The 19482-nt window shown below is 72.3% G+C and carries 15 protein-coding genes; 6 read left to right on the top strand and 9 right to left on the bottom strand.

Features of this window, described 5'->3' with window-relative positions; genetic code table 11:
• The first annotated feature begins 32 nt into the window (after positions 1-32).
• Complete coding sequence (locus AB0E91_RS01990) at positions 33-938, top strand: AraC family transcriptional regulator (RefSeq protein ID WP_361773684.1); 906 nt, start codon at positions 33-35, stop codon at positions 936-938.
• A 103-nt stretch (positions 939-1041) separates the two neighbouring features.
• Here the strand turns inward: AB0E91_RS01990 and AB0E91_RS01985 are convergent, their stop codons facing one another.
• The 4 genes from AB0E91_RS01985 to AB0E91_RS01970 all read right to left on the bottom strand — a co-directional run bounded on the left by AB0E91_RS01985 (position 1042) and on the right by AB0E91_RS01970 (position 8729).
• The gene (locus AB0E91_RS01985; RefSeq protein WP_361773681.1) at positions 1042-2451 is read right to left on the bottom strand and encodes a glycoside hydrolase family 16 protein; all 1410 of its coding nucleotides are present in this window, start codon (positions 2449-2451) and stop codon (positions 1042-1044) included.
• Between the two features lie 211 nt (positions 2452-2662).
• On the bottom strand, positions 2663-3265 hold the full coding sequence (locus AB0E91_RS01980; RefSeq protein ID WP_361773678.1) for a hypothetical protein: 603 nt from the start codon (positions 3263-3265) through the stop codon (positions 2663-2665).
• Positions 3262-3618 (bottom strand): hypothetical protein, encoded by a 357-nt coding sequence (locus AB0E91_RS01975; RefSeq protein WP_361773675.1) that lies wholly within the window; start codon positions 3616-3618, stop codon positions 3262-3264. Before AB0E91_RS01975 ends, AB0E91_RS01980 begins: the two co-directional genes overlap by 4 nt.
• Positions 3615-8729, bottom strand: a complete 5115-nt coding sequence (locus AB0E91_RS01970) for a caspase family protein (protein WP_361773672.1) — start codon at positions 8727-8729, stop codon at positions 3615-3617. Before AB0E91_RS01970 ends, AB0E91_RS01975 begins: the two co-directional genes overlap by 4 nt.
• 133 nt (positions 8730-8862) lie before the next feature.
• Between AB0E91_RS01970 and AB0E91_RS01965 the strand changes: the two genes are divergently transcribed.
• Positions 8863-10200 carry a 6-phospho-beta-glucosidase gene (locus tag AB0E91_RS01965; protein ID WP_361773669.1) on the top strand — a complete coding sequence of 446 codons (1338 nt, stop codon included), beginning with the start codon at positions 8863-8865 and terminating at the stop codon, positions 10198-10200.
• Between the two features lie 48 nt (positions 10201-10248).
• Here the strand turns inward: AB0E91_RS01965 and AB0E91_RS01960 are convergent, their stop codons facing one another.
• Positions 10249-11934 (bottom strand): carbohydrate binding domain-containing protein, encoded by a 1686-nt coding sequence (locus tag AB0E91_RS01960; protein WP_361773666.1) that lies wholly within the window; start codon positions 11932-11934, stop codon positions 10249-10251.
• A 146-nt stretch (positions 11935-12080) separates the two neighbouring features.
• Positions 12081-13208 (bottom strand): ATP-grasp domain-containing protein, encoded by a 1128-nt coding sequence (locus tag AB0E91_RS01955; RefSeq protein ID WP_361773663.1) that lies wholly within the window; start codon positions 13206-13208, stop codon positions 12081-12083.
• Between the two features lie 272 nt (positions 13209-13480).
• On the opposite strand from AB0E91_RS01955, the gene AB0E91_RS01950 reads away from it, so the two are divergent.
• Positions 13481-14161 carry a 4'-phosphopantetheinyl transferase superfamily protein gene (locus AB0E91_RS01950; RefSeq protein WP_361773660.1) on the top strand — a complete coding sequence of 227 codons (681 nt, stop codon included), beginning with the start codon at positions 13481-13483 and terminating at the stop codon, positions 14159-14161.
• 40 nt (positions 14162-14201) lie between these two features.
• Here AB0E91_RS01950 and AB0E91_RS01945 read toward each other — a convergent pair whose 3' ends face one another.
• The 3 genes from AB0E91_RS01945 to AB0E91_RS01935 form a co-directional block, all read right to left on the bottom strand.
• Positions 14202-14432: a hypothetical protein gene (locus AB0E91_RS01945; RefSeq protein ID WP_361773657.1), complete on the bottom strand. Its 231-nt coding sequence runs from the start codon at positions 14430-14432 to the stop codon at positions 14202-14204.
• 220 nt (positions 14433-14652) lie between these two features.
• On the bottom strand, positions 14653-15198 hold the full coding sequence (locus tag AB0E91_RS01940; protein ID WP_361775106.1) for a toxin-antitoxin system, toxin component: 546 nt from the start codon (positions 15196-15198) through the stop codon (positions 14653-14655).
• 26 nt (positions 15199-15224) lie between these two features.
• On the bottom strand, positions 15225-15881 hold the full coding sequence (locus AB0E91_RS01935) for a helix-turn-helix transcriptional regulator (RefSeq protein ID WP_361773654.1): 657 nt from the start codon (positions 15879-15881) through the stop codon (positions 15225-15227).
• Between the two features lie 263 nt (positions 15882-16144).
• On the opposite strand from AB0E91_RS01935, the gene AB0E91_RS01930 reads away from it, so the two are divergent.
• From AB0E91_RS01930 to AB0E91_RS01920, 3 genes are all read left to right on the top strand, one after another.
• Positions 16145-16783, top strand: a complete 639-nt coding sequence (locus AB0E91_RS01930; protein WP_361773651.1) for a hypothetical protein — start codon at positions 16145-16147, stop codon at positions 16781-16783.
• A 179-nt stretch (positions 16784-16962) separates the two neighbouring features.
• Entirely contained in the window at positions 16963-17961 is a 999-nt protein-coding gene (locus AB0E91_RS01925; RefSeq protein ID WP_199779924.1) for a LacI family DNA-binding transcriptional regulator, read from the top strand.
• Between the two features lie 163 nt (positions 17962-18124).
• A complete protein-coding gene (locus AB0E91_RS01920) occupies positions 18125-19480 on the top strand; it encodes an extracellular solute-binding protein (RefSeq protein WP_361773647.1) in 1356 nt (451 codons plus the stop codon).
• Positions 19481-19482: the final 2 nt, after the last annotated feature.

The raw sequence follows: 19482 nt of genomic DNA, 5'->3' as shown, positions 1-19482 counted from the left end.
CGAACGCGTGAGAGGGGCGGCGCGAAAAGAACATGGCGGACAGAACGACTCAAGTCGCTGGTCAGGGCGGGCACGGCGAGGGCATCGCGACCTTCCCCTTCCCGACCGAGCTGGCGGTGGGCGGCGTCGGGATGCAGGTCGGGGCGATGGGCACCGACCACACCTGGCACGCCGACGCGCCGCTCGACCGCGTCCACCGCATCGACTTCCACGTGGTCATGCTCTTCACCGGGGGCCCCGTACGGCACATGATCGACTTCGCCGAGTACGAGGCGGGGCCCGGCGACCTCCTGTGGATCCGCCCCGGCCAGATCCACCGCTTCGACCGCACCAGTGAGTACCGGGGCACGGTCCTCACCATGCAGCCCGGCTTCCTGCCCCGCTCCACCGTCGAGGCGACCAACCTCTACCGCTACGACCTGCCGCCGCTGCTGCACCCCGAACCCGACCGGCTCGCCGCCCTCCAGGCGTCCCTGGACCAGCTGTGCCGCGAGTACGAGGACACCACCACCCTCCCGCTCAGCCTCCACACCGCGGTCCTGCGGCACAGCCTGACGGCGTTCCTGCTCCGCCTCGCCCACCTCGCGGCCAGCTCCGCCGAGGCCTCCCGCCGCCAGGCCGACACCACGTTCAGCCTCTTCCGCGACGCGGTCGAGAAGGGCTTCCCCACCAACCACAGCGTCAACGCCTACGCCGACGCCCTCGGCTACTCCCGCCGCACCCTGGTCCGCGCCGTCCGCGCCGCCACCGGCCAGACGCCCAAGGGCTTCATCGACCGCCGCGTCATCCTGGAGGCCAAACGCCTCCTCGCCCACACGGAGATGCCCATCGGCCGCGTCGGCGCCGCCGTCGGCTTCCCCGACGCCGCCAACTTCTCCAAGTTCTTCCACCTGCACACGGGGCAGACGCCGGTGGCGTTCCGGGCGGAGCTGCGCTGAGGCGGGTGCGCGTACGCACGGGTGCTGAGGCGGGTGCGCACACGCACGGGTGCCGCCGTGAGGAAACTCCTCCCGGCGGCACCCGTGGGACCGTGACCCCCGGTCAGTGACCGAAGCCGAACCAGTTCACGTTCACGAAGTCCGCCGGCTGGCCGCTCGTGAAGGTGAGGTAGACGTCGTGCTTGCCGGTCACCGAGGAGATGTTGGCCGGGACCGTGCGCCAGGTCTGCCAGCCGCCGGTGTTGCCGACGGCGAAGCTGCCGATCGGGGCGTTGGCGCGGCTGTCGAGGCGGACCTCGACCAGGCCGCTGACGCCGTCGGCGGCGCCGCTCGCGACCCGGGCCTTGAACTGGGTGGCCGGGGTCGAGCCGAAGTCGACGCCCTTGTAGAGGGCCCAGTCGCCGTTCGAGACGTAGCCGAGGTCCTGGCCGCCGCCGGTGTCCGTGGTGGACTCGGTGGTCGTGCCGGACTGGCTGTCGTAGGACTCGGCCTGGATGGTGCCGTAGGCGTCACGGCCGCCGCCGGAGGGCGGGGGAGTGGTGCCGCCGCCGGACTGGAGGACCTGGACGTAGTCCACGGTCATCGGGTGCCCCGGCTCGGTGCCGCCGTCGGGGCCGCCGCCGAAGGCGCCCGGGAAGCCGCCGCCCATCGCCACGTTGAGGATGACGAAGTAGCCGTGGTTGGTGGCGTTGGCCCACGTGGTCGCGTCGACCTGGTTCGCCCTGACGGTGTGGAAGTTGACGCCGTCGAGGTAGAAGCGGATCTCCTCGGGGCTGGTGGAGCGGTCCCACTCCATCGCGTAGGTGTGGAAGCCCGCCTGACACGTGCTGCCGGTGCAGGAGGTCGAGCCGCCGATGCCGGTGGTCTCGTTGCACGGGCCGCCCGGGTTGGTGCCGCAGTGCACGGTGGACCAGTCGGTGTTCAGGCCCTGGACGTTCTCCATGATGTCCAGCTCGCCGACGCCCGGCCAGTTCCAGTAGTTGCCCCGGAACGGCGCGCCGAGCGCCCAGAACGCGGGCCAGTAACCCTTGGCGGCCGCGCCTGTGACGTTGGGCAGCTGGATGCGCGCCTGCATCCGCAGCTTGCCGCCCGCCGGAGGCTGGAAGTCGGTCCGCCTGGTCTCGATACGGCCCGAGGTCCAGTTGCCGGAGCCGTCCCGGCGCGGGGTGATCAGCAGATTGCCGTTGCCGTCCAGCGCGACGTTGCTGGTGCTGGAGGTCATCGTCTCGACCTCGCCGGTGCCCCAGTTGGCCGCACCACCCGGGTACGAAGTCCCGGTGGAGTACTGCCAGTTCGAGGTGTTGACGCCGGAACCGGCCGCGCCGTCGAAGTCGTCCAGGAACACCTGGCTCCAGCCGGCGGAGGGTGCGGGCGCGGAGGCGTCGGCGGGGGCGACGCCCGTCGCGGCCGCCACGGCCGCGAGGCCCAGCGTGCCGAGGGCCGCGACGAGGGCCCGGCGGACCGAGTGCCTGCGTCTGCCGACCGCGCGCGGTATACCGGAGGTTTCGCTCATGGGGTGCCTTCCGGGTACGGGGAGAAAGTGCTGCGGGTGCGCTTGAGAGCGCTCTCAAGATGCGGCCAATGTGCTCCGCGGCTCTGCGGGCGTCAAGGGTTGAAGCAAACAATGTGCTTGCGCGGCAAGGGAGTTCAGGCGCCGAAGCCGCGTACCGGTGCAGAACACCGGCCCGCGCCCCCGAGGCGGCGCGGGCCGGTGGGCGAGCGGGTCAGCAGGAGGTGGCCGGGGTGATCTTCCGGATGTCGGCGGCGCGCACGGTCACCGTCCGCTCGCCGTGCCCCGCGTCGCGCAGCAGGGTCACCCCGGACGGCACGTATGCCACCAGCTCCCCGCACAGCGTGCCGGTGGGGGTGGACACCTTGACCTGGTCGGCGGCCGGTTCCTCGGTGTGGGTCCACGCGGTGCCCAGCGCGAGAGCGACCAGGAGCACTCCGCCCGCGAGGCCGAACGCGCTCACGTACACGGCCCGCCGGACCTCGGCGATCTCCCGCAGCGTCCACGCCCGCAGCGCCTGCCCGCCGAGCGTGATCCGCTGCCCCGGCTTGCCGAAGGAGGCCCGCACCGCGAAGAGCGAGCCCACGAGGAGCAGCACGAAGGCGCCGCCCAGGAGCGACACCGCCACGGTGCGCCAGGGCGCCTCGAGGGCGGACAGATCGTCCCGGCCCTTCACCGCGGTGACCACCGCGACCAGGGCGGTCAGACCCAGCAGCCCGTTGCGCCATCCCTCGGCCTGCTTGCGCAACACGTCGAGCTGGCTGAACTCCAGCTCCCGGGCCAGCTCCGCCCACCGGCGGTCCGTCCCGGCGCTCACGGCGTGCCGCCCGTACCCGGACCGATCCGCCAGTAGGCGCCGCAGCCCTCGAACCCGGTGGTCTCCGGCAGACCGTCGTGCGCGAACCCGCACTCGCAGTACAGCACTTCGGCGGCCACCACCGCGGACCGCCCGGCCGGGGAGGGAGTCTCCTCCTTCGCCCAGAACCGCCACCCCTTGGTGCCCGCCACGCCCCTGGGGAAGTCCGTGCCGGTCTCCCCCGCGCAGCGCGGGCACCGGCCTCGCACCGTCACCCGGTGGGGGTCCGCGCCGAGGGTGAACTCGGCCTCGCCGCGCGTCCCGCAGTCGGTTTTCCTGTACGTGAGATCGAGGTCGTGCTCGGGGGTCGTCATGCGACGGGCTCCTGTTCTGCGATGGCGTCGGGTGCCCCGGCTGCGGTAGCGGGTGCGGCCGCTGTCGGGTCCGGTGCCTCCGGCGAGGTCCCCGGCTCCCCGTACAGCCCGAACAACGGGGCGTACGTCCGCAGTCGTTCCCCCACCCACGCCTCGTCGGTGTCGAGCTCGCGCGCCAGGTCGGCGATCAGCTCGGGCGTGGGGCTGCCCGACAGCGCGGGCCCCCGTCCGTTCAGCCCTTCGCTCAGCAGCACCATGTCCTGCCACAGGGGCAGCACGTCCGGCGCTCCGTCCGCCTCGACGACCACGCCGAACGGTTCGTAGCACCGCAGCCGTTCGTACACCTCGCGGACCGGGCGGCCGCCCCGGGCGGCGACCGCGACCAGGTCCAGCGCGGAGAAGACGAACTTGGGCGGATTCTTCCCGTCCATGTCCTCCGACAGCGCCAGCACGTCGAACTGGTCGGGCTTGACGTCGCGGGCGCGCTCCGCCTGCTCCGCCGTGAGTTCGGGGACCGGGGCGCCGAGCAGCCGGTACGGCGCGAGCCGTTCCAGCGCCTGCGGGATCGAGAGAGCGGCGCCGTCGGCGTACCGGGCCAGGGCCAGCGGGGTGATCGTCGCCCAGTCGGCCCGGACACAGGTGCCGACATCGAGGTCGTGGACCTCGGTCAGCAGCTCGGAGTCGGCTTCGGAAGGCTTGAACGCCATGGCCTCGTCCGGCAGCCGGGGCACCTCCTTGCCGACCCAGGACGCGTGGGCCGCGAGCCGGTCCCGGCTCTCCGCCAGGGACTCCCCCAGTTCGCCCGCCGTGCAGACCAGGGTGGCCGCGGTCCACGGCACGGTGGGATCGAGGCTGCCGATGAGCAGGGCCATGCGGTCACGCGGCGACAGGTCGATCCAGCGCCGCAGCGGCTCCAGGTCCCCGGGCACCTTCATGCCGAAGCGCTCCAGCCGCCGCACCCGGGCGGCGAACGCGTCCCAGGGCTCGAAGTCGAGGTCCGAGCCGTGCCCGGGGAACTTCCCGCCCGGCGCGTAGCACAGCGCCAGCAGGTCCAGCGGGACCGACCGGTAGGGCAGCACCTCGCCGCTGCCGTTGTCCGTGGTGAGCAGCTTCAGGTCGGCCCGGGCGAGCGCGGGCAGCCCGGCGGGCACCTCGGGCAGCCAGGGGGTGGTCCGCGGACCGGCGAGCCCGTCGACGGACCGCAGCACCTCGTCCACCGGGATCTCGTGCCGGGCGGCCAGGGCCAGCACGGACTGCAGACTCCGGTCGCCTTCCCCGCCCGCCTCCGCGACGAAGCTGCGGAACAGGTTCCACTGCGTGTCCGTCGGCGCCGCCGGCAACAGATCCTCTTCGGAGGGGAGCAGATAGCCGAAGCGCTCGCGTTCCCGGAGCGCGGCCAGGACGTCCGCACCGCTCGTACCCAACTGCTCGGCAAGGCGCGCCACATGGACCGGGAGCACCTCCCGGGGCAGACCGTCGTTGGAGTAGTGGCGCCGGTTCTCCGCCCACCCGGACAGCAGCTCGGCGTCCCTGGCCGAGGCCCGGTGCTCCAGGCAGTGCGCGGGGACGGGCGGCGGGGTGAGTCCCAGGGGCGCGTAGCGACGGCAGCGATCCAGCAACATTCCCAGGCTCATGCCGGTGTAGGCCGAGATGGAGATCAGCCCGCCCACGGCCGGCTGCCGCCGGGCCCGCGCCGGCTCGGACCAGTCCGTCATCCACGACACCAGGGGCAGGTCCAGGTCGTCGGGGACGAAGTCCAGCTCCGGTGTGGCCGCCGCCGCGACCGCGGGGATCCGCAGGCCCGTGCCGAGCAGCGCGAACCGGCGGGCGCGGCGCAGCAGGCCGGCCACGGTCCGACCGGTCTGCGCGGCGTGGTGGACCAGATCGCTGGTCCCGGCAGTGGCGTTGTCCAGCAGGGCGTTGTCGCCGGGGCCGGGTACGGGATGGCCGCTGACGTCCCTGGGCAGGGCGCAACCGTCTTCCTTGGCGCCGGACATGACGCCCTGGTCACACAGGACGGCGCGCCGCCAGGGTTCGGCGAACCACCTCCTGGAGCCGCCGATCTCGCCGGGACCGGACGGCAGGAGCCGCCGGTCGTCGGGGAACCAGCCCACCTCGTCGAGGTTGACGTCCGGCCGCGCGTACGTGTCCACGCGGTACACGGGCAGGGTCAGTCCGCGCCCGGCGAGGCGTTCCGCGATGCCCGCGGCGAGCGCACCGTCGCTGTTCTCAAGGCGCCACAGCCAGTCGAGGTCGAGACCGTCCCAGCCCGGCAGGGCCTCGGCCGCTTCGAGGAGCCGTTCCTCCGTCCACTCCTCGTTCCACTCCAGCAGGCTGTTGCGGTCGACGCTGAGCTTGGGCGCCTGGGCTCCCGAGAGGTTCACGACGTACCCGAACGGCGTCCGCGAGCTGACGATGCCGTCGGCGAGCAGCATTCCGTCGCCACGGACCCACCAGACCGAGCCACCGGCCTCGCGGGGCCTGGCCATCCGTTCCTTCGGACCGCCGTCACGGTGGTACAGCCGGCCCGCCTTCCGCTCGACGTGTTCGCGTCCCTCCTCCCGCAGGAGCAGCCGGTGCTCGCTGAGCCGGACCTGCTGTTCGAGGACGTCCGTGACCGAGACCGGCTCCTGCCCCTCCTCGGGCTCGCTGAGCATCAGCCGGACCCGGGTGCCGCCCTCGTGCAGGGGATCGTCCGGACGCTCGTAGGGGCGGATGTTGAACAGGCCGCTGCTGCTGGAGATGTCCACCGCCAGGGCCTGCGGAGCGATCGCGCCGTCCGGCCCGACCTCTCGGGTCACCAGCGACACCTCGTCGGAGATCATGAAGTAGCTGAGCACGCCGATCCCGAACCGGCTGTACGGGTACAGCTGGAGGGACTTGTCCCTGATCAGCCACTCCGCCTGCTCGCGCCGGAACGGCCGGGTCTGCGAGAAGCGGCGCCCGGCCCGGCTGAACGTCTGCTCCAGCAGGGCCCGGCTCATGCCGACCCCGTTGTCCCGGCACTCGATGTACGCGCGCCCCGGACGCCCGTCCGGGCCCGTCTCCCGGCCCTGGGTGATCCTGATCTCCCCGGACCAGGCGATGGGGAAGTCCTTGAACCGCTTCAGGTAGTCCCAGCGCATCGCGCGGTAGCGGCAGGCGTCGGCGGCGTTCTGGTACAGCTCGCGGACGGCGAGGGCGCGGTCGCCGTAGAGCTGGTGGCCCATCAGCAGTTCGCGGATCTCGTCCTGCGCCAGCGTGAAGCGCAGCAGCGGCACGCTGAAGGCGCGGTCCTCCGAGTCCGGCGGCCGGGCCGCCAGCAGCTCGCGGGAGGTGATCCGGGCCGGCAGCGCGGCCATCAGGTCGCCCTGCCCGAGCCGCCGCTCGGCGGTCACCGCCCGCAGCACCCCGTCGGCGCGCCGGGTGACGTCCAGCAGGCTCTCGTACAGGGCCGGGTGCGGGCACGCCATGTTGAGGTGCAGGCCGTCGCCCTCGCGGGCCCACTCCAGGCTCTGCTGCAGGGTCTCCACCACGGCGGCGGGCACCACCGGGTCCGTGACCCCCACGTGCTCGGCCAGCACGTCGGGGAAGAGGCGCGGGTCGGCCGCGAGCAGCCCGGCGAGCCGTACCGCTCCCAGCACGCTCCACCAGTGGACGGGAAGCAGGCCGTCGGTGGTGGGGAGGGCGGTGGGGGCGTTGCGCAGGTAGAGGTCGTGGACGTCCAGATTCACCGGTTCGTCGGCGAGGAAACGCACCGCGCCCACGAGCACCGTGGCGATGTCGTCCACCCGGTGCTCCTTGTCCGGACCGAGCAGGGCCCGGGCCAGATCGCGCGCCAGCTCCAGGCAGCCCGGGTCGGGCTTCTCCGCGAGCTGTTCGGCCACCCAGCGATGCGCCAGCCACGCCGCGAGGGCGTGATACTCCGCCTCCTCCCCGCGCCTGAGGTGGCCGCGTGCCTTGCGCAGCAGCTGCGGGTGGCTCTCGTGCACGTAGCGCAGCTCGGTGCGCATCCCGGTCGGGGGCCGCTCCGGGTCCGCCACGGCGTCCAGGTCGAAGGGGTCGGCCTCGGCGAGCCGGCTGAGCTTGCGGGCCCACATCGCCTCGCGCAGCAGCGGCAGCCCGGCCAGCAGCCCGGTCTCCACCGGAGAGCGTTCCGGGCTGCCCCGGAGCAGGACCGGCAGCACCCGGCGCAGCACGCGCTCGGGCAGGCCCGGGTCCTGCCAGGGGTCGTCGAAGCGGCGCCGGTCGCGCAGCACGGACACCGCGCAGCGGTGCGCGAATTCCGAGATCCGCCGGCGCATCGCCGCGTCGGGTCCGGGTTCGTCCTCCCGCGCCGCCCAGATGCCCGCCTTGCGGACGGCCTCGCGCCAGCGCAGCGGCACGTCCGTGCCCGCGCACGGTTCCGGGAACGACGACAGCGCCTCGTCGGCGGGGGCCACGCTCAGCACCGGCCGCTGCTCGCGGTCGTCGTGACGCCGGGCCAGCTCCTCGGTGCGGGCCTTGGCCTTGTGGACGACCGCCTCCAGCGTCCGCTCCGGGGTGAGCGGGTCCAGTGCCTCGGCGAGGGCCTGCGAGAAGTGGCTCCCGTCGGGGCCGTAGTGGCAGCGCTGGCCGCGGCCGCAGCCGACGAACAGGGCCAGCCGCTCGGACGGGGCGTGCAGGGTGGCCGCGCCGAAGGCGTCTCCGTCCCCGGAGTCCTGGGCGTCCCGGCAGGCGTCCACGGTCAGCACGACCGAGGGGGCGCGGCAGCCGCGCAGGAATCCGGTGATGTCCAGTTCCAGCAGCGAACCTCGCTGCCCCGCCGTCCACGCGGTGCCGGGGGCGGGGGCGAGGGCGTCGCCCGGGACCAGGTAGTCCCGGCCGTCCAGGCGTACGCCGTGCCCGGTGAAGTGGATCAGCAGCAGGTCGCAGTCCCGCGCGGCGGCCGTCTCCAGGGCGGTGGTGATGTCGCCCTTGTCCACCGGGCCCTCGGCCGGATCGAGCCGGGAGACCTCGTAGCCGGAGGCGGCCAACTGCGTGGCGAGCGCCTCGAGATCCTTCGTCACCACCTCCGTGAGGGCGTCGAACCGCCCCGCGGCCTTCGGGGTCTCGCCGACCCCGATGAGGAGAGCATGTCGTCTGATCGTCACCCGCCGGACGGTACTGGTCCTTCGCGCCGACGGGTACGGGTTTGCCCGGATCGGCCGTTGGCGGGTGCCTCGGCCGTGTCATGATCGCGGGACGGCGCCGGACGCGGGGCGGCGGTGCGGGAAGGGTACGGACGTGAGGCTGACGATTCTGGGCGGCGGCGGATTCCGCGTGCCCCTCGTGTACGGCGCGCTGCTCGGCGACCGTGGTGCGGGGCGGGTCACCGACGTCGTGCTGTACGACACGGACGCCGCGCGGCTGCGGGCCGTCGCCCGGGTGCTGGGGGAGCAGGCGGCGGGGAAGGCGGACGCGCCGCGTGTCACGGCCACCACCGATCTCGACGAGGCGCTGCGCGGGGCCGACTTCGTGTTCTCCGCGATCCGGGTCGGGGGACTGCGGGGGCGCGCGGAGGACGAGCGGGTCGCGCTGGCCGAGGGGGTGCTCGGGCAGGAGACGGTCGGGGCCGGGGGGATCGCGTACGGGCTGCGGACGGTGCCCGTCGCGGTGGACATCGCCCGCCGTGTGGCCCGGCTCGCGCCGGACGCCTGGGTCATCAACTTCACCAACCCGGCCGGGCTCGTCACCGAGGCCATGTCCCGCCATCTGGGCGACCGCGTCATCGGCATCTGTGACTCCCCGGTCGGCCTCGGCCGCCGTATCGCCCGCGTCCTCGGCGCCGACCCGCACGAGGCGTTCGTGGACTACGTCGGCCTCAACCACCTCGGCTGGGTACGGGCGTTGCGCGTCGCCGGACGCGACGAACTCCCGCGCCTGCTCGCCGACCCGGCGCTGCTCGGCTCCTTCGAGGAGGGCCGCCTCTTCGGCACCGACTGGCTTCAGTCCCTCGGCGCGATCCCCAACGAGTACCTGCACTACTACTACTTCAACCGCGAGACCGTACGCGCCTACCAGGAAGCCGAGTTGACGCGCGGCGCCTTCCTCAGCGAACAGCAGGCCCGCTTCTACGCCGAAGCCCAGGACCCCGGCGTCTCCGCCCTCGCCGCCTGGGACCGCACCCGCGCCGAACGCGAGGCGACGTACATGGCGGAGAACCGTGAGAGTGCCGGGGCGGGCGAACGCGAGGAGGAGGACCTGTCCGGCGGCTACGAACAGGTCGCCCTCGCCCTCATGCGGGCCATCGCCCGCGACGAACGCACGACCCTGATCCTCAACGTCCGCAACCGCACCACCCTTTCGGCACTGGACGCGGACGCGGTGATCGAAGTCCCCTGCCTCGTGGACGCCGACGGCGCCCACCCCCTCACCACCACCCCCCTGCCCGGCCACGCCACCGGCCTGGTCTGCGCGGTCAAGGCCGTCGAACGGGAGGTCCTTGCCGCCGCCGGCTCCGGCTCACGGGCAAGCGCGGTCAAGGCGTTCGCCCTGCACCCCCTGGTCGACTCGGTGAACGTCGCGCGCCGTCTCCTCGACGGATACACCGCCGCGCACCCGGAGTTGGCGTATCTGAGCTGAACGGAGGGCCGCTCCGCCGAGCGGCCCTCCGCCGTGTGCGACGTGACCTCAGCCGGTGAAACCGGCCGTGATCGACGTGAACTGCCATGTGCTCTGGCTGATGCCGGAGCAGTTGCTCACCACGCCGCCGCCGGGGCAGGAGCGGTCGCGGTTGACCGCCCAGTAGGCGAGGCGGGCGATGTGGTGGGAGTTGGACCAATCGCGAATCTGCTGCCAGATGGCGGGAGTTGTGTTCTCCTGCTGGTCGGACAGGCCGTTCATGCCGGAGATGCCGAGGTGGGAGTACGCGGTGGCGTCGTCCCAGCCGAACGTGGACTTGAGCTTGTTCTTCAGGCCCTCGGCCGCGTTCACGGTGTTGCCGTACATGTCCGAGCCGCCGCCGAAGTCGAACGGCATGATGGTGAACACGTCGATGTTGGCGTTGAGCGACTGCGCCTGCTCGATCAGCCGGTTGCCGTAGTAGGTCGGGCCGGTGGTCGAGGTGCCGAAGGTGACGATGGTCTTCAGGCCAGGGTTGTTGGCCTTGACCGTCTTCAGCGCGGTCAGGATCTTCGCCTGCACGGCCTCGTTCTCGAACTCGTCCGTGTTCTCGACGTCCATGTCGATCGCCTTGAGGCCGTAGGCGTCGATCACCTTCTGGAGGGCGCCCGCGAGCGCGCTCGCCGAGGAGCAGTTGGCGCCGAGCTTGCTGCCCTGCCAGCCGCCGACGGACGGTACGACGTCACCGCCCGCCGAGCGGATCTGGTTGATCGCGGTCTGGTCGGCGCCGCCGGTCAGCGGCCTGCTGCCGTCCCAGGAGGGGTTGCAGCCGCCGGAGTCCAGCACGAACGCCATCGTGAACCACTTGATCCCGGTCGCGCTCATCACGGTCTGCGGGTTCGGCGGATCGCCCCAGCCCTCGTAGAGGTACGGCGCCGCCTGCTTGAAGCCGGTGCCGCCTCCGCCGCCCGCGTCCGTCGTCACCGTCACGGAGTTGGACGCCCCGGAGACGTTCCCGGCCGCGTCCCGCGCCTTCACGGTGAAGGTGTACGACGTGCTCGGCGAGAGACCGCTGACGGTGGCCGACGTGCCTGCCACGCTGAGCAGTTGGCTGGACCCGCTGTAGATGTCGTACGCCGTCACGCCCACGTTGTCGGTGGCGGTGTTCCACTTCAGCGACACGCTGGAGGAGGACTTGCCGGTCGAGGCGAGCCCGCTGGGCGCGCTCGGCGCCTGGGTGTCACCGCCGCCTCCGCCGCCCGGGCCGTCCAGGCTGATGTCGTCGGCCCAGTAGGTGCCCTGTGCGTACCAGCCGTGCACATAGATCTTGGCGCTGGTCTGCGAGGCACCCGTGGTGAAGGAGAGACTGAGCTGGCTGTACGCCGACGGCGAGGTGGTCCAGGTGGAGGCGCCGCCGTCGACGCCGAGATAGACGTACGAGCCGCGGACCCAGCCGCTCAGCGAGTACGTCGTGTTCGGCTGGACCGCGACCGTCTGGCTGCACTGGGCGTTGTCGCTGTCGCTCGCCGCGCCCTGGAGGGCCCGGGAGCCGCCGTGCACGGGGGAGGAGACGACCGAGCCGAGGTTGCCCGTACAGGTCCACGGCGACAGACTCCCCGACTCGAAGCCGGGGTTGGTGAGGATGTTGGCCGCCTGGGCGGTGCCCGGCAGGGCGATGGCCCCGCCGAGCGCGAGAGCGGCGGAACCGAGCAGGGCGAGAAGCCGGCGTCTGGGACGCCCGAATGGATGACGCACGCGATCTCCCTGTGGGGATGGAGGTGTCCGGGAGTGCACAGAGTGCGAACGAGGTGCGTCGTCCAAAGTGGTATGGACCAATTCAACTGTCAAGCCATTGAACCGAATTGGCCCATACCAAGAGACCTCCGGGAGGGGGCCGGGGCTCAGAGGAGCGGCAGCGCCTCGGCGCGGGCCGTCGTCTGCTCGGCGGGTGCCGGTACTGCGGGCAGCAGCACCTCCGTCTCCTCCGTGCGCTGCCGGGGCACCGACACCGGGCGCAGCGGACGCGGCCCGGACACCGTCGTGTAGTCCTGGCCCAGGAACGGCGGCTCGATCACGCCCGGGTCCTCACCCAGCGCCAACTGCACAGCGGCCCAAGGGGCGTTGACCCCGCACAGCGCCAGCTGGTGCAGTCCGCCCGCCGCGCGCGTGTTCACGTCGAGCAGCACCGGAAGGTCGCCGAACATCCGGAACTGGATGTTGGACAGATGGTGCAGCCCGAAGCCCTCCGCGATCAGCCGGGCGGGCTCCAGCCAGCGCTCGTCCAGCGTGAACCCGCGCCGCCTGCCGTTCTTGGTGCGGCCGATCGACAGCCGGAGCCGGTTGTCCGTGCCGGTCAGGCAGTCCACCGACACCTCCGGCTGCTCCAGCCTCGGCATCACCAGCCAGTCCACCGGCTCCTCGGCCCGCCGCAGCGCCTCGGTCACCAGGTCCAGCTGAACGTACGGCCCGGGGAAGCCGCTGAGATTGGTGAGCGAGAAGGGCGACCGCGTGATCACCCGGAAGCCGACCCCGCCCGCACCGGCCGCAGGCTTGAAGCACGCCTTGTGCCCGGCCTCCTCCAACTCGTCGACGGCCGCCACGAGTTCGTCGGCCGTGCGCACCCGCCACCACGGCGGCACCGCGACGCCCACCGACGTGACCGCCTCGTACGCCGTCGCCTTGTCCTCGAAGACGGCCACCGCCTCCGGCGTCGGCGCGAGCAGCGCGGTGCCCGCCGCCTCGAACTCCGCGCGGTGCGCGACGATCGCCGACTGGTGCAGCCGGGGCACGAACACGTCGATGCCGCGCCGCGCGCACTGGTCGAGCGCGAACTCGACGTACGCGGCCGGGGACAGCCCCTCCGGCTCCAGATCGGCGGTGTCGGCGGCGGCCAGCACGGGCGAGTCCGGGTCGCCGTGCGTGGCGTGGATCTCCACCGCGCGGTCGCTCGGGTTTCTGCGCAGCTGATCCATGAAGAACACGTTCTCCGCGTACGTGCGGTTGAGCCATACGCGTACGCGAGAGACCATGCGGGCCGCCTTTCGGGGTTTTCGGGCACGACTCAGCGGCCCGTGCCCGGGCAGGGAGGAGGAAGGGTCACCAAAACGCCCTGGAAAAGGGGAGGTTGGGCGCTGATGTTGGGGCGATCATACGGCCTTCGGCGGTGTGCGCGTGCAACGCGCGTGTTACGGATCGGCCGCCCCCGGCGCGGCCTCGCGCGCCGGTCCGGTCTTGCCCGGTGGGGGCGGATGTGCTGGGGTGAAATCCGCGTTGCGCCCCCTGCCCCTGGAGGTCCGGTCCGGTGATCGAGGAACTGCTTCCCGAGTCCGTGGTGGCCGTGGAGGCGTTCGGCGAACCGGAGGACACGGACACCGCGCTCCACCCCGAGGAGCGGCCGTTGGTGGCCCGCGCGGTGGCCAAGCGCCGCCGCGAGTTCGCCTCCGTACGCGTCTGCGCGCGGCACGCCATGGAGAAGCTGGGCGTACCTCCCGCGCCCGTCCTCACCGGCGAGCGCGGCGCCCCGCTCTGGCCCGAGGGGCTCACCGGCAGCATGACCCACTGCGACGGCTACCGCGCCGCCGCCCTCGTCCGCACCGGCGACCTGGCCTCCCTCGGCATCGACGGCGAGACCCACGCGGCCCTGCCGGACGGCGTCCTCGACACGATCGCCCTGCCGGCCGAGCGCGCCCGGCACGGGGTGCTCGCCGCCGCCCGGCCCGGCGTGCACTGGGACCGGCTGCTGTTCAGCGCCAAGGAGTCCGTGTACAAGGCGTGGTTCCCGCTGACGCGGGCGTGGCTGGACTTCTCGGAGGCGGACATCGAACTCGTGCCGTCCCCCGGCGACGGCACGCGGGGCACCTTCCACGTCCGGCTGCTGGTGCCGGGGCCGATGGTGGGGGGCGTGCGCCTCGCGGGGTTCGAGGGGCGGTGGGTGATCGGGGAGGGGCTGGTGCTGACGGCGGTGCCGGTGCCGCGCGGCTGACCACCGCCACCCGTGGGCCTCTCCCTCTGCCCGCAGCGCGTCATCCCTCCGGGCACCACGTCCCCACCAGCCGGAAGAACCCCTCCTCGTTCCCCGCGAGCCCGGCGCCCGCCAGCGCCCGCTCCGCCTCCGCCAGCACGGTCGGCGGTACGACGGCGGGCCTGGTCCCGGCCGCCGCCGGGCCGTCGAACGCGGCGCGCACGGTGTGCAGCAGCCGCAGATACGCCTGGACGGCGGTGCGCTCAGGGTCGGTCAGTACGGCGGTGGCCATCGGTCGGCTCTCCCCGGCTCGGCGTCATGGATCACGCGCGCTGCGGCGCACGTATCCAGCTTGCCGTCCACCACTGACAACGCCCGGTCTCGCGCAGCGCGGGTGTCGCCCGGTCGGCGCAGGGCGCGGGCGGTGCCGTAGGCCATGTGGACGGGGGAGCGGGGACCTGTGGGCGAGGGAGCCGGGGACCTGTGGGCCAGGGAGCCCGGGGCCCGCGGGGTCAGCTCTGCGGGCCCGGGTAGCCGAGCGAGGTGCTGATGCGGCCCGCCACGTCGTCCCGGATCACCGGACCGCTCAGCGGTGAACCGCTCATCCTCGTACGGCACTTGCTGGCCAGGAGCAGTCCGAAGGTCTCCGCGTCGCGCTCCGCGTCCAGGTCGAAGCGGGTCCGGGCGGCCACCCGCTGCACGGCCGCCTGGAGCGCGGCCGGGTCGGGGTCGTCGGCCAGCAGCCGGGTGGCCACGCCCACGCCGATGCCCTCCGCGTGGTGATCGCAGTGCCCGGCCTGCATGTGCCACAGCTCGTGCCCGAGGATCACCAACTGGTGGTCGGGGGCGGTGCGTTCCTCCACCACGACCAGATCGCGGTCGGTCATGTCCAGCCACAGTCCACTGGCCGTGCCGGGCGGGAAGACGGCCGTACGGAACTGCACCGGACGGCCGCGTCTGCGGCTCATCGCCGTGCACAGCGCGCGGTACAGCTCGGGCGGCGGAACCGGTGCGGGCAGGGCGAGTTGCCCGGTCAGCTCGGCACAGAGCCGCCGCATGTCCTTGCCGATGCCCCTCACGCGGCTCACGACTCGGGCTGCCGGACGCTCTCCAGGAGCATGTCGAGCCACTCGGCGACCTTGTCCCGGTGCTGGTCGGTGGGGAGTTGGGCGGCCCGCCAGGCGATCCCGCGCACCCCGTGGTCCTGGAGCAGCCGCTCCAGCGGGTCCGCGGCCGTACTCACCGCGGCCCGCTCCCGGTCGGCGAGGCGCTGCAGCAGCTCCTGCTCGGTGTACTGGAGCGCGCTCGCCAGCGCCTCGGGGTCCTCGGCGGTGAGGAAGCCCGCGTGCACCCGGAAGAACCGCTGGAGCGCGTCGCAGTGCTCCATGGTGGGGCGCCGGTCGCCGTTGATGAGGGCACCGGCCTGCTGCCGGGACATCCCCGCGCCGTCGGCGATTTCCTGCTGGGTGTACTTGCGGCCGCCCGGCTTCAGCCGAGTACGGCGCAGCAGGTCGAGACGCTGGAGGAAGCGGGCCTGCACATCCGGCTCGCCCGCCGGGCGCCCGCCGAGCAGGGCCTTGACCACCGGCTCCGGGACACCGCTGGCGACCGAGAGCCGCCCGGTGCCGAACACCTCGGCGTGCGGCACGCCCAGCCGGTCGGCGAGGGCGGTGACGCGGGCGACGACGGCCGGCAGCCGAGCGGTCGCCGCGGCGCCCGGATTCTCGTAGCCATCCGTCACCGACAGAACTCCTACGTCTCTCAAGGCAAGTCTCCGGGGCCGTCGACCGACGCGTCCGCGTCCGCTTCCGTCACCGCCGGCCGCGAGTGAACTTCCCGGAGAGTAGCCCGTCGTTCGAACTCGCATCCAGGTCTCGCCACAACTGTGGCGAATTTCAGCCGTCAACAGGCATGGAATGCCACGATAGTTGACACGGCTCTCGTCCGGGCCCCAGGATCGCAGGGCCGCGTGAAGGCGGCCGAGGCAAGAGGGGTGACCTCTCGATGGCACACCAGGCAGGAGGGCGGCGGCCGGCAGCACGGCCCGTCCCCGAGAGCTCCGAGACGCGGGCGTATCTCGAGGACTACGCCGCCGTGGTGGAGGCTGCCCCGTTCCCGTCGCTCGTCGTGGACCTCCGCTGGAACGTGGTGCTGGCCAACGGCGCCTTCGGCGCGCTCTTCGGGGACGTACGCCCCCACCCCACCGCCATGCCCGGCGACAACTTCCTGCGGTTCGTCCTCTTCCACCCCGACGCGGACCGGGTGCTCGGCGAGCACGAGCCGGGCTGGTGTCTGCCGATGCTGGCCCAACTGAAGTCCGCGATGGAGGGGTACGGCCACGACCACGAACTCCAGGCGATACGCCGGGACGTGGCCCACGACCCGATCATGGAGGCCGCCTACCGGCAGGGCCTGCCGCACTGGATACGCGCGGTGGGCGAGTCGGCGGCCCGACTCGACGGCGCCGTACGCCTGTTGCACCACCCCGACCCGCGCCGGGGCACCGCCGAGTGCCGCATCGTCGACGAGACCCCGCCCCTCCTGCGCGAGCTGGGCCACCGCCGGCTGACGATGATCCCCCGGGAGCCCTCCGCCCGCACCCGCCGCGCCCATCTGACGGTCGTCGCGACCCCGCAGACCTGACCCGGCCCCGTCGGTGTTCAGGTCACCGACGGCGCCGGGTCATCCGCACGCGGTCATCCGCACGTGCGACAGTGCGCGCCCTCACCCGGGCCACTTCTCTCCCGCATCTCTCTCCCGCACCCGAGACCGTGCGTTCCGTTACGCAAGCGGCTTGCATAACTTGCGCTACCCTTGCGCGCATGACGCGACGACTTGCGGAAGTGGCGAAGAAGGTCGGGGTCAGCGAGGCCACGGTCAGCCGGGTGCTCAATGGCAAACCCGGAGTCTCCGAAGCCACCCGGCAGTCGGTTCTCACCGCCCTCGACGTGCTCGGCTACGAGCGGCCGACCCAGCTGCGCGGCGAGCGCGCCCGGCTGGTCGGTCTGGTGCTGCCCGAGTTGCAGAACCCGATCTTCCCCGCGTTTGCCGAGGTCATCGGGGGCGCGCTGGCGCAGCTCGGGCTCACTCCGGTGCTCTGCACCCAGACCAAGGGCGGGGTCTCCGAGGCGGACTACGTGGAGTTGCTGCTCCAACAGCAGGTGTCGGGGGTCGTCTTCGCCGGCGGTCTGTACGCCCAGGCCGACGCCCCGCACGACCACTACCGCAGGCTCGCCGACCGCAAGGTTCCCGTGGTGCTGGTCAACGCGGCCATAGAACACCTGGGATTCCCCGGTGTCTCCTGCGACGACGCGGTCGCCGTCGAGCAGGCGTGGCGCCATCTGGCCTCCCTCGGCCACGAGCGCATCGGCCTGCTGCTCGGCCCCGGCGACCACGTCCCCTCCGCCCGCAAGCTCGCCGCCGCCCACGCCCTCGCGGGCGGCCTGCCGGACTCCCGCGTGGCGCGCGCCATCTTCTCCATCGAGGGCGGCCACGCCGCCGCCTCCCGGCTGATCGACCAGGGCGTCACCGGCATCATCTGCGCCAGCGACCCCCTCGCCCTCGGTGCCGTAAGAGCCGCGCGGCGCAAGGGACTTGACGTACCGGGGCAGATCTCGGTGGTCGGTTACGACGACTCGGCGTTCATGAACTGCACCGAGCCCCCGCTCACCACCGTCCGTCAGCCCATCGAGGCCATGGGGCGGGCGGCCGTGGAACTGCTGAACGCCCAGATCGGCGGCACCGCCGTCCCCGCCGAGGAGCTGCTGTTCGAGCCCGAGCTGGTGGTCCGGGGCTCCACCGGGCAAGCGCCGCGCGACTGAGATCCAAGACAACCGGCTGACTGTCGAATAATTACAGATTCTGCGCGACATCTTGCGGCCCCCTGTCGGCGGTGCTTGAGTGTGCGGCGCCCACTGCTCCCGCTGTGGGTGCCCGCCACATATGTGCGCGGCACCCATGGCTCCCGCCATGAGGGGTCCACCGATGAGAAGCACCGGGTTCCGCCGCACCCTCGCCGCGATCGGCGTCTGTTCCTCCCTCGCGCTCACCGCCGCCGCGTGCGGATCGGGCGACGACGACAGCTCGGCGGGCGGGAAGACCCGCATCACCGTCAACTGCGAGCCGCCCAAGAGCGCCAAGGTCGACCGCTCCTTCTTCGAGCAGGACATCGCGGCCTTCGAGAAGCAGAACCCGGACATCGACGTCGTCGCCCACGACGCCTTCCCCTGCCAGGACCCCAAGACCTTCGACGCCAAGCTCGCCGGCGGTCAGATGGAGGACGTGTTCTACACCTACTTCACCGACGCCCGGCATGTGGTCGACATCCACCAGGCCGCGGATCTCACGCCGTACCTGAAGGAACTGAAGAACTACGACTCGATCCAGAAGCAGCTGCGTGACATCTACACCGTGGACGGCAAGGTCTACGGCATCCCGCGCACCGGCTACTCCATGGGCCTGCTCTACAACCGCAAGCTCTTCACCAAGGCCGGACTCGACCCCGACAAGCCCCCGGCCACCTGGGAAGAGGTCCGCGCCGCCGCCAAGAAGATCGCCGCGCTCGGCAACGGCACCGTCGGCTACGCCGACTACAGCGCCCAGAACCAGGGCGGCTGGCACTTCACCGCCGAGCTCTACTCCCAGGGCGGCGACGTCGTCGGCGCCGACGGCAAGAAGGCCACCGTCGACACCCCCGAGGGCCGCGCCGTCCTGCAGAACCTGCACGACATGCGCTGGAGCGACGACTCCATGGGCAGCAAGCAGCTCCTCATCATCAACGACGCGCAGCAGCTGATGGGTTCGGGGAAGCTCGGCATGTACCTCTCGGCGCCGGACAACATCCCGATCCTGGTCAAGGAGAAGGGCGGCTCCTACAAGGACCTCGCGCTCGCCCCCATGCCCGGCGGCAAGGGCACCCTCATCGGCGGCGACGGCTACATGTTCAACAAGAAGGACACCCCCGCCCAGATCCGCGCCGGACTCAAGTGGCTCGACCACATGTTCCTCACCCCCGGCACGGGCTTCCTCGGCGACTACGCCCGCGCCAAGCAGCACGACGCCCCGGTGGGCCTGCCCGAGCCGCGCCTGTTCACCGGCGCCGCCGACGCCAAGGACCAGGAGGTCAAGAAGGCCAACGCCAACGTCCCGGTGGAGAACTACCAGGCGTTCCTGGACGGCAACCACAGCCTGGAACTGAAGATCGAGCCGCCGCACGCCCAGCAGATCTACTCCGTCCTCGACGGCGTGGTCTCCGCCGTCCTCACCAAGAAGGACGCGAACATCGACCAACTTCTGACGGACGCGTCCGGCAAGATCGACGGCATCCTCGCCCGGAGCTGACG

It is taken from the genome of Streptomyces sp. NPDC026659, assembly GCF_040638245.1.
Classification (GTDB): domain Bacteria; phylum Actinomycetota; class Actinomycetes; order Streptomycetales; family Streptomycetaceae; genus Streptomyces.
This window is presented reverse-complemented; position numbering and strand designations above follow the sequence as displayed.